The sequence below is a fragment of the Kiritimatiellia bacterium genome (assembly GCA_028715905.1).
In the GTDB taxonomy this organism is placed as follows: Bacteria; Verrucomicrobiota; Kiritimatiellia; order JAAZAB01; family JAAZAB01; genus JAQUQV01.
This window is the reverse complement of record JAQUQV010000066.1, coordinates 1-10216: the sequence shown is the minus strand read 5'-3', so window position 1 is coordinate 10216 and position 10216 is coordinate 1. Positions and strand designations below refer to the sequence as shown.

9 protein-coding genes and 1 pseudogene are annotated in these 10216 nt (G+C 56.0%); 3 read left to right on the top strand and 7 right to left on the bottom strand.

Annotated features, from left to right (window positions below):
• The coding region (locus PHP98_10425) for a prephenate dehydrogenase/arogenate dehydrogenase family protein (protein ID MDD5484041.1) at positions 1–862 on the bottom strand (862 nt) is incomplete at its 3' end.
• 164 nt (positions 863–1026) lie between these two features.
• On the opposite strand from PHP98_10425, the gene PHP98_10420 reads away from it, so the two are divergent.
• Positions 1027–1974 carry a cation diffusion facilitator family transporter gene (locus PHP98_10420; GenBank protein MDD5484040.1) on the top strand — a complete coding sequence of 316 codons (948 nt, stop codon included), beginning with the start codon at positions 1027–1029 and terminating at the stop codon, positions 1972–1974.
• 39 nt (positions 1975–2013) lie between these two features.
• Here PHP98_10420 and PHP98_10415 read toward each other — a convergent pair whose 3' ends face one another.
• The 3 genes from PHP98_10415 to PHP98_10405 are packed head-to-tail and all read right to left on the bottom strand — an operon-like array spanning position 2014 to position 6349.
• On the bottom strand, positions 2014–4098 hold the full coding sequence (locus PHP98_10415) for a response regulator (GenBank protein MDD5484039.1): 2085 nt from the start codon (positions 4096–4098) through the stop codon (positions 2014–2016).
• Positions 4095–4496 (bottom strand): response regulator, encoded by a 402-nt coding sequence (locus tag PHP98_10410; GenBank protein MDD5484038.1) that lies wholly within the window; start codon positions 4494–4496, stop codon positions 4095–4097. The genes PHP98_10415 and PHP98_10410 overlap by 4 nt, the downstream gene beginning before the upstream one ends.
• The gene (locus PHP98_10405; GenBank protein ID MDD5484037.1) at positions 4493–6349 is read right to left on the bottom strand and encodes an ATP-binding protein; all 1857 of its coding nucleotides are present in this window, start codon (positions 6347–6349) and stop codon (positions 4493–4495) included. Before PHP98_10405 ends, PHP98_10410 begins: the two co-directional genes overlap by 4 nt.
• A gap of 133 nt (positions 6350–6482) precedes the next feature.
• Between PHP98_10405 and holA the strand changes: the two genes are divergently transcribed.
• Entirely contained in the window at positions 6483–7592 is a 1110-nt protein-coding gene (gene holA, locus PHP98_10400) for a DNA polymerase III subunit delta (protein ID MDD5484036.1), read from the top strand.
• 13 nt (positions 7593–7605) lie between these two features.
• Here the strand turns inward: holA and PHP98_10395 are convergent, their stop codons facing one another.
• From PHP98_10395 to uvsE, 3 genes and pseudogenes are all read right to left on the bottom strand, one after another.
• Positions 7606–8097: a hypothetical protein gene (locus PHP98_10395; protein MDD5484035.1), complete on the bottom strand. Its 492-nt coding sequence runs from the start codon at positions 8095–8097 to the stop codon at positions 7606–7608.
• Between the two features lie 106 nt (positions 8098–8203).
• A pseudogene (locus PHP98_10390) lies at positions 8204–8308 on the bottom strand (short-chain dehydrogenase).
• A 177-nt stretch (positions 8309–8485) separates the two neighbouring features.
• Positions 8486–9409, bottom strand: a complete 924-nt coding sequence (gene uvsE, locus PHP98_10385; GenBank protein ID MDD5484034.1) for a UV DNA damage repair endonuclease UvsE — start codon at positions 9407–9409, stop codon at positions 8486–8488.
• Positions 9410–9512: 103 nt separating this feature from the next.
• On the opposite strand from uvsE, the gene PHP98_10380 reads away from it, so the two are divergent.
• Entirely contained in the window at positions 9513–9872 is a 360-nt protein-coding gene (locus tag PHP98_10380) for a hypothetical protein (GenBank protein MDD5484033.1), read from the top strand.
• The last annotated feature ends 344 nt before the right edge of the window (positions 9873–10216 follow it).

Genomic DNA, 10216 nt, shown 5'->3' with positions numbered 1-10216 from the left:
GCCGGCATTCCCGTCCGTTCCGCAGATATTTTGCGATTTGTCTTTCATCGCCTTTGCTCAATATGGCCGACAAATTTGCCAGTTTCCCGGCAAAAACCTTCAACTCGCCCCGCAGAAAACAGGCGTTATTCGCGAGAATATCGCGCCACAGTTCCGGATCGCCTTCCGCTATCCGGGTTGTGTCGCGAAAACCGGCGCCGCAGAATTTACCGTATTCCACCGCGCGCTCCCGGCCGGCGCATCCGGCCAGCAGGGCGGCGATCAAGTGCGGCAGATGGCTCGTGCGGGCGAGCACGCGGTCATGAACGGCCGGGGAAACCGGAACAACTTCCGCGCCCAGCGCCCGCCAGAATCCGCTGACAATCCGCAAGGCCCGGCGCGATGTCCGCCGCGTCGGCGTAATTGCCACCACCGCCCCCCGGTAAAGGTCGTCGCGGGCCGCTTCCAGGCCGCGCTGTTCCGAGCCGGCAATCGGGTGGCTGCCGAGAAATTCCGCGCGGTTGTCCGCGAGCGCTTTTTCGGCCGCGGCCGCAATCCGGGCCTTTACGCTGCCGACATCGGTTACCACGGCGCGCGGCGGCAGGTGTCCGGCCGCGGCTGTGATTATTTCCGGGATGACGCTGACGGGCGCGCACGCCACGACCAGGTCGGCGTCCCGGACCGCGTCTTCCAGCCGGTCGCAGACGGCATCCACAATTTTCCCGGCCAGGGCTTTTTTTCTGGTTTCCGGGCGCCGGGCAAACCCGGTTACTTTGCCGGCAATCCCCCTCTTTTTCAAAGCCATGGCGAGCGAGGACCCCATCAGGCCCAGGCCGAGAATTGCGACGCATCCGAATAATTTCTTTTTTGGTCTTGTCCGCACAGCCAACCTCTCTTGAAACGGCATTGTAGCGATTTCGTTTGTTATTTCAATCCGCATTTTATATCGGCGCTACGGCCGTGTTTTACCGGTCCGGCGCGCGCCGGCAAGGCGGGGCGGATTTGTTTTTGCTTTTTTTTAGCCCGGGATAACGATAAAGTGGCCGCATGAAAAAAAACAAAGGAATGCTGGCGGCAGTTCGCGTAAGCCTCTTTTCCAACATCGTTCTCTTTCTCATTAAACTTGTCACGCTCCTGATCGTCAATTCGCTCGCCGTGGCCGCCGATCTGGGAATATCGGTTATTGCGCTGTGTGTCTCCGGCATCCTGTATTACGCGATCAAACTATCCGGTAAACCGGCCGATATTTTCCACAACTACGGGTACGGCAAAATTGAGAACGTAACCGAAGCCATTGAGGGTGTTGTTTTGATCGGTCTGGCGCTGGCCATGTCCGTTCAGGCGCTTATGCATATTGTCAAGCCCGGCGAGGTGCACGCCCCCTTTATCGGCATGGCCGCCAGTTTCCTGGGCGTGGTCATCAATTTCTGGGGGGCGGGATTTATCCTTAAACTTGCGAAAAAGCACGCGTCGCCGGCCCTGCGGGCCGAAGGGATACATTTCCGCCTGGAAGGGTTCATTTCACTGGCGATTACTTTGTCTTTTGCGCTGGTGCTGATTTTCAATAACGCCGGATTTTTGACCTTGGCCGATTATGTTGATCCCGTAGTCACCCTGCTTGTGAGCGCGCTGATTGCGTTCCCTTCGGCGCGGCTTCTCCGGGAAGCATTCGTGAAACTCCTGGACGCCTCAATCGGGGAGCCGAGCCAGATGGACGTGATCAAGGCGTTGGCCCGTCATCATGAACGGTATTGCGATTTCAGGAATATCAGAACAAGATCGGCGGGGCGCAAGCAGTTTGTGGATATCCATCTGGTCATGCCGGAACACATGTCGGTTAAAAAGGCTCACCAGATTATCACGGAGCTGAAACATGATATTGCCGCCGCCGTATCTGAAAGCGAAGTGACGGTGCATATAGAATCGTGCAGCCGGAACTGCGTCTTTGTTAAAAACAACCGGCCGTGTCCCTATACCAGCCGCCAGGAATTCTGAACCGCCGCGGTTGCCGTCAGACCGCCGGTCCCGCGCATGTCATTCTTCACGCTCCGCGTCCTGTTTCCGGTCCAGCACTTCGCGAACCTTGGCGGCCAGGTCCCTGATTGAATACGGCTTTTGGATAAAATCCGCATTTTCTTCCATGAATCCCTTCATGCCGATCAGGCCCGGCGAATGCCCGGACATGAAGAGGGACTTGATTTTAGGATGGCGCTTCAGTATTTCCCTGGATAATTCCAACCCGTTCATTTCCGGCATGACCAGATCGGTCACGAGGAGATGAATAGGGCCGGTATGCTTTTCGGCCAGCCGGATGGCTTCGCCGGGCGTAACGGCGATTAGCACCTTGTAATCCAGCGATTCTAATATCATCCAAATCAATTTTATCAGTTGGGGTTCATCCTCCACCACCAGCACGGTTTCCTTGCCGTGCCTGGCCTCTCCCGGGGAGGCGCCGGCTTTTTCCGGTTTGGCGGTTTTTGCCGCGGCAACATTCCGGGGAAAATAGATTTCAAAGGTTGTGCCATGCCCCGGCTTGCTGAGGACATTGATATATCCTTCATTTTGCTTCACGATGCCGTAAACTGTGGCCAGCCCCAGGCCGGCGCCCTGGCCCACGCGTTTCGTGGTGAAGAACGGCTCAAAAATATGCGTCAGCGTTTCTTTGTCCATGCCGCATCCGTTATCCCGCACTGAAATCTTGACGTAACTGCCCGGCGCAATTGCGTTCTGTCGTTTTGCCGCCGCATCCAGGGGGGCATTGCCGGTTTCAATGGCGATCTCGCCCTTGCCGGAGATGGCATCGCGGGCATTCAGGCACAGGTTGGCCAGAAGCTGGTCAACCTGGCTGGGATCCAGCTTGACGGGCCACAGGTCCGCTCCCGGATTCCAGACTATTTTTATGTTTTCGCCGATGAGGAGTTGGAGTATCTTGAGCATGTTCCGCACGGTGTCGTTCAACCGCAAAACTTTGGGGCGCGCCGGCTGCTTGCGGGCGAAAGTCAGCAGTTGCTTGGTGAGCTCGGCCGAACGGTTGGCGGCGGTCTGAATATCCTTGAGATAAGCATAGACGGGATGTTCCGGGGCCAGCTGCGGCAGCGCCAGTTCGGCGCAGCTGCAGATCACGGTCAGCATATTGTTAAAATCATGGGCAATGCTGCCGGCCAGGCGTCCGACCGATTCAACTTTCTGGTTCTGAATCATCTGCTTTTCAAGTTTCCGGCGTTCCTCGTCCGCTTGTTTGCGTTCGGTGATGTCCCAGAAAATACCCAGAATGCCCTTGTCGCTGACGGGCGTCTTGATGGTCCGGACCCACGATTTGACCCCGTCCTTGACATATATTTCCTCCAGTTCTGCGGTCGCCCCCGATCCCATGATGCGCTTGTCGTCCGCCCGGTATTTGTCGGCTAACTCTTCCGGGAAAAAATCGTAATCGGTTTTCCCCGCGATCTCGTGCGGCGAGATTTTCAGGTCGCGGGCATAGTTCAGGTTGCAGGATATATAGACCGAATCCTTGTTTTTAAAATATATCTTCTGGGGAATGTTTTCAATCAGGGTTCTGTATTTGTTTTCGCTTTCGCGCAGAATTTTTTCGGCCTGCTTGCGCTCGGCGACGTCGTTTTCCAGGATGTGGTTTACCCGCTCAAGTTGCAGCATTTTATCTTCCAGCTTGCGGAAGAGGGCCGCATTATATTTTTTATAGAAGCCGTTTTCGGCAAGCGGTTTGCGCGGGGCGGTTTTTTCGGCGGTTTTGAAGTTTTCCAGGGTCCGGCTGATTATTTCCAGAAATTTGCTCGGCTCTATCGGCTTGGTGATAAAACGGTCGGCGCCCAGGCTGAGGGCGAAATTTTCATCCTCATGTTCCGTGTAGGTGGCGGTGTAAAAGACAAAGGGGATATTCTTCAGCTTTTTATCCCCCCTCCAGGAGCGGCACAGAGCGAAACCGTCCATGACCGGCATAAGGATGTCGCTGATGATCATGTCCGGCGGCGCGCGGCGCGCTTTTTCCAGCGCTTCGAAGCCATTGAAGGCCTTTTCCACTTTAAATCCCCTGGCGGATAAAAGCACCTCCAGCATGTACAGGTTTTGTTCATTGTCGTCTACGATAAGTAATGTTTTCATATGTTTTTTTCCGGTGTGATGTCTCGTCCGCCTGCCGGCAGATATTGTTCTATTTCAGCGGCAAACGTCTGCGGGTTGATGGGTTTTTCAATATAACCTGAACAACCCGCCGCCAGGACGCGCTCGCGGTCGCCGGGCATGGCATAGGAAGTTACGGCCACGATCGGAATATGGCAGAGGTCGCCGTTCCCGGCCAGTTCGCGGGCAACGGCATAGCCATCCATCACCGGCAACTGGATATCCAGCAGGATCAGGTCGGGCTTGATTTGCCGGGCCAGCGCGATCCCTTGTCTGCCATCCTGCGCCCGGGCAACCTCGTAGCCGCTTTTTTCAAGGATGAACCTCAGCAGATAAGCGTTTCTTTCACTGTCTTCAATAATCAATATTTTTGTTTTCATGCCGGCGTTCCTTCCAACGGCAGGGTGAAGGTAAAGCGGCTTCCCTTTCCCCATTCGCTTGCAACATCAATTCCGCCGCCCATGGACTCCGCCAGCCGCTTGCAGATGGCCAGCCCCAGGCCGGTGCCCTCGTATTGGCGGGTGAGGCCGCTATCCAACTGCCGGAACGGCTTAAAGAGCTTATCCATGTTTTCCGGCCGGATGCCGATGCCGGTATCGCTGACCTGCGTAACCGCCCGGTTGTTTTCCAGCCGGCATTCAATGTTCACCTCGCCCCGCTCGGTGAACTTGACAGCGTTGCTGAGCAGGTTGATGAGAATCTGCTCGGTCCGGCGCCGGTCGCCGACCGCCCGTCCGACCTGCGGGGCAATGACGGCGGTTACCTTCAGTCCCTTTTTCAGGGCCAGGGGCGAGATCTTATCCAGGCTTTGCTGAATCACCGTTCGTATGTCAAACTGCTCGCGGGCAAGTTCAATCTGGCCCGCTTCAACCTTTGAAATATCCAGCACGTCGTTGATCAGTTCCAGCAGGTGGCGGGCGCTGTCCTGCACCATGACAAGCTGTTTTTCCTGCTCGCGGGTCAGAGGGCCCACCAGCCCCATAAGCAGGATGCCGGTGAAGCCGATGATGGAATTGAGGGGGGTGCGCAATTCGTGCGACATGGTTGCGAGGAAAAACGATTTGAGCCGGTCGGATTCCTCGGCATGGTCCCGCGCTATTGCCAGCTCGGCGGTTCGCTTCGCCACGCGCTGTTCCAGTTCCGCCGCATGGCGTTTCAGGTCTTCATTGAGCCGGCGGATTTGCTCATCCGCCCGCCGGCGCTCGGTAACGTCGCGCACGATGGCTTGCAGCAAAATTTCCCCGCCCAGTTCAAGGGGGGTCAGGCTCACTTCGGCCGGGAACGGCGTTCCATCCCGCCGGCAGTGTTCCCATTGAAATAACTGCGGACCATCCCTGGCGGCCATGTTAGTTTTTTCCAGGGCCTTTCCCCGGGAACCGCGGCCGTCCGGCTGGACGGCCGGCGAAAATTTGTAGGGCGGCGCGCCGATAATCTCTTCGCGGCGGCATCCGAAGATGACCAGGGCCCGGGCATTGCAGTCAACAAACTGGTTGGCGCGCATGAGCATAATGGCGTCGGGGGCGTTTTCAAAGAGGGTGTGATATTTCAATTCGCTTTCGCGCAGGGATTGCTCGGCCTGTTCCATTTGCGCGTGCAAGGCCTCAAGCTGTTTGTTGCGCAGCGCCAATTCCCGTGTCCGGCCCGCGACCTGGCGTTTGAGAACAATGCTCCAGAAAACGCAGAACAAAAGCAGCCCGGCCGCGCCTGTTCCCGCGCCCTTGAGCCAGGCCGGGAAGCCGGATCTCTCGTTTTCCGATGTCCATCGCCGCAGGGAGCGGTAGTAAACGGACGCCGGATTCTCCTTGAAACGCAGCAGGCGCTTGTCAATGGCGTTTAGCAGGGCCGGGTTGCCCGATCTGGGCGCCGCAAAGTAAAGCTGCGTCGGGTTGAAAATGATCGTCGTATCCACAAGCTGGCGCTTGCTCTGGTAAATGCCCACGCGCACCTTCTGACCGGCCCAGGCGGGGGACAGCGCAAAGAACACAATCAGCAGGCAAGCCCGCCCCGCCCATGATGCGCATTGAGTCCGTTCCGATAAGACATATGACGGTTTTGCGGAGAAGTTTGCAACATTGACAACGGACCGCCAGCCGTTTGTTTCGGATGGCGACTCTGCCGCCTTGGTGTTCATGGGACGGTTTTTCCCTTTTTTATTGCGTAACACGACCTGCAGGTGGGCGTTGTGCTGCATGGCAATGTGATTGTCAACGGCATTTTGACCGGCGAGAAACACGCCTGCATCACAAATTATGCACAGGATAATATTATTTCAAGTGAATGTCAATGCTGGAAATGGGCTGGCAAATACCGCAAAGAGCGGGCTTGCGCGGGAGATTCGTTTTGCGTAAGATTAAAACCCGCAACACATGAATGCATCTGCGCATACCGGCTCGGCCGGGGTTTATCTTTTCAGCGGCGAGGACGATTATCTTCTTGTCCAGGACGCCAGAGTTCTGGCGAATAAATTGATCCCGCCGGCGGAGCAGACGCTCGGCCTTGAAATTATTGAGGCCCGCGCCCGCAACGCGTCCGAGGCCGGCGCAAGCATCGCCAGATGCCTGGAAGCCCTCCGCACCCCCGGCTTCACGGGCGCGCGCAAGGCGGTGTGGCTCAAACAGGCCAATTTTCTTGACCGCAGCCTCCTCGCCCGTTCCAGAGAAGTAACCGAGACGCTTGCTTCTCTGACCGGACTGATCAAATCCGGGTTGCCGCCGGGAAATATGCTGATTGTAACATCCAATGCCGTTGACAAGGCCGCCGCTTTTTTCAAGGCGTGTCAGGCAAAAGGCGAAATACATCTGCAAGCCGCATTGAAGCCATGGGAAAAGGAAAAGGCGGCGATTGCCTTTGTGCGGTCTGCTTTGCGGAACAATAAATTACAGTTTTCCGGAAGAATAACCGAGGCAATCGTCGCGCTGGCCGGCACGGAAACCCGCCAGTTGATCCAGGAAGTCAACAAGCTGGCGCTCTTTGTGCATCCCCGGCGGGAAGTCCGCGAGGAAGATATCCGCGGCGTTGTGGCGTCGGCGCGCGAAAGCAGCGCCTTGAACCTGGCCGACGCCGTCGGCCGCCGCGACTTGCCGAAGGCCATTGCGCTGATGCGCCAGCTCCTTTTTCAAAAGGAGAACGAAATCGGGTTGGTAATGGGACTGGAATCGCGCTTTCGTTATCTGCTGATCATGAAGGAAATGGCCTCCGGGAAAACAACGGGCCGGGAAAAGGGCGTTTTGGAAGCGCTGCTGGCCGGCGACAAGGGCCGGCCGCCGCATGAATATTTCCTGAAAAAACTGGATGAGCAGGCCAGATTGTTTTCGCGGCAGGAACTGGATGCGGCCCGCTCGGCCATCCTGGCAACGCGCCTTAAGCTTGTTTCGTCATCGGGACTTGAGGAGTTGCTGCTGGAGAAACTGATCATACAATTGTGCCGGCGGCGCGTTGCCGCCCGCGGCACGTCTCCGGCGAAATCCGACGCCTGACGGATTGGCTCGCTCACGCCCGGGCAAGTTCTTTTTTGTTTTCAGCGGCCGTGGCAAAAGAAGGCGCCGAGGCCGATGGTGAATATGCAACATCCGTACAAGGCATGTTCAGCGACGAGACGGCCAGGGACCGGGTTTGCCGGTAGTGGATATTATCGCGATTTTTTGGCGCAGAGTGCGAACTTCCGGGGAGCGGGCCGATTGCTTTGCCGATTTCTCCCGGCGCCACATGGCGGAGCGCTTCCGGGCGACGCAGTCGTCCCAACGCCATAAAGCCCAGCAACATTAAAATGTGCAGTTCACTGTAAAACCCATTGGGCAACGACAGGTATTTACCCAAACCGCTGAATAATCCATTGGCATATAACGCGGGCAGCCCGGCCGGCAGTCTGCCCATAACCACATCCTTGCATGCCTCAAATCGCGTTACGGCGCCGCCGATCAGACCAAACGCGGCCGCCATGCCTTCAATACGCGTGCAGGCGATGCCGGTCATATCAGTCAAGCCATCCCAAAAAATGACGGGACTATTCTTTGTAAGAGTTGACCAGTATCCCGCCGTCCACGAAAAGGGTCTGACCCGTGATGTAGTCCGCCGGAGAAGAGGCAAGAAACACAACCGCTCCGGACTCTCTGAAAAGTCTTACGCACGCCGCGCCGATGCCGCTTGAACCCCCGGTAACCAGGGCTGTTTTGCCGGAAAGACTGATTTTCATTGTATTCCTCCGCTATTTGCCGGGATGGGGTTGCACATGCAAATGTTTTGTTCATGTTCATTTCCATAAACCAGAAAGCCGGATAAATCAACCAAAAAAAACCGCATTGAAAACAAAATATCAAAAATCATTGGAAATGCAGTTCCAGTAGTCCATGCAGGACTTGACATTGGGCGGTCACCAGCCTGTTTCCCGGATTTTGAACTGCCGGCGGTATTTCAGCAGGGCCAGTTCCTTGGCCTTGGTTTCAAGAAGCACGTGCGCTCCCCTGTCTTTCAGCACAAAATCCGGGAGCGGTTTTTTCAGGAAATCGGAATGGGCCGGTTTTAATTTCCGGCCGGCCGATTCGGAGTAATGGGCCTGGTTTGATCTTCCGCCCCAGGTGGATTTTGCCAGGAAATAATCCTGTTCCATGGAAAAACCGTCGTGGCAGAAAAGAAAGTGGTGCAGGTCAATTGTCAGGGGAATCCCGCTTGCCCGGTGAATGTAACCGTGCAGTTTCCTGATTGACCACCCGCCGGCCCGGTCGTCGTTTTCCAGGACCAGCCGGGCGCGGGTACGGTCGGAAAGTTTTGCGAAATTGTCCAGCCAGCGCCGGGCGGTCCCCTTGAAATCGCCATGATAGGAACCGCCGATATGGATGTTGATGGGAATATCCAATTCGGCGTCCGCGCAGATATACGCGGCGATTTCGGCGTGAGCTCCCACTTCCCGCAATCCGGAGGCGTTGACTTTTTTGTCCGGCGAGCCGAACAGGGCGAAGGGGCCCGGGTGAAAAGAAAGCCGCATATTGTGCCGGGCCGCGAACCGGCCGGCGGCGCGCAGATTTTTTATAATCACGCGGGCGTTTTCAAGCTCCGCGATGCGATAGCCGTTTTCGGGATCGGTCAGGCGCGGGAATAAGCCGCTCGTTACCCGGAAAACGTGGATGTCATGTTCCTGATTCCATCGCAGGATAGCCAGCAGATCCGCCGTGTTGCGCGCGGCCAGCGCGGAGGCTTTTTCCATGGAAAAGAGGCGTTTGATCAGCGTCCTTCCGGTATAAACCGGCGGTTTTTGCGCGCGCAGCGTCATGTTAATGCAGCAGTATCCAAGGCGCATCAGATATGATTCCCCAACCCGGCATAGCCGGAACCATAAAGGGTTCCGGCTATGCCGGGTGATAATTTTTTGATACAACTGCCTCCCAACAAGGAGGTTCACTATGCAAACATCTTTTCTTGAACGGCATGCCGAAGATATTCTCGGCGTCTATTCGTGTTTCGACCGGATCATTAGCAAGGTGGTACACCGCAACGGCACCGCCTGTTTCAATAATCTCTTTGACGAAGACGATGAACAGGTCTTCCTGACGGTGGCCCAAGGCCAAGCCCAATCCTTCGGGTTCCGCAACGCCGACCTGCGGAAACGACTGGACAAAACATCGGCGCAAATTTCGCGCATTTGCCAGCGTCTGCGCTACCATGGACTGATCAAAAAAGCTGTCTGTTCCTACAAGTATCATTTGACTGCTCTCGGTCAATTAGGCCGCCAAAAGGCGGCAACTGTTATTTTTCGCATGTAGGGGGCGTGCTTGTCGCGCCCCTTCAGAGGGCTTCGACGAGCGAAGCCCCTACAAAAAATAGACAACATTGAAATTCCTATACGTTGAATTAGGTCCCCGATCGCGAAGCGCATCGGGGGCAACTATTATCCCGTTCGACGTAGGGGCTTCGCTTGCGAAGCCCTTCCGGCGGGCGTCGTCAAGCGACGCCCCTACGGGATTTTCGGACGAACATATATCTTTGAAATTCCTATGCCTTAAATTAATCGTCGCTGCCTCCTTGAAATTAAAGAAAATGACGCTTATTCCATTATTACGCGGTCAGCTTCTGCCAGCATGATCATAATCAGAAAATATTTGCAATA

What these genes read in the sequence shown, in the direction of transcription:
- PHP98_10420 (MDD5484040.1), top strand. Translation starts at nt 1,027, where the DNA reads ATGAAAAAAAACAAAGGAATGCTGGCGGCAGTTCGCGTAAGCCTCTTT.
- PHP98_10415 (MDD5484039.1), bottom strand. Translation starts at nt 4,098, where the DNA reads ATGAAAACATTACTTATCGTAGACGACAATGAACAAAACCTGTACATG.
- PHP98_10410 (MDD5484038.1), bottom strand. Translation starts at nt 4,496, where the DNA reads ATGAAAACAAAAATATTGATTATTGAAGACAGTGAAAGAAACGCTTAT.
- holA (MDD5484036.1), top strand. Translation starts at nt 6,483, where the DNA reads ATGAATGCATCTGCGCATACCGGCTCGGCCGGGGTTTATCTTTTCAGC.
- uvsE (MDD5484034.1), bottom strand. Translation starts at nt 9,409, where the DNA reads ATGCGCCTTGGATACTGCTGCATTAACATGACGCTGCGCGCGCAAAAA.
- PHP98_10380 (MDD5484033.1), top strand. Translation starts at nt 9,513, where the DNA reads ATGCAAACATCTTTTCTTGAACGGCATGCCGAAGATATTCTCGGCGTC.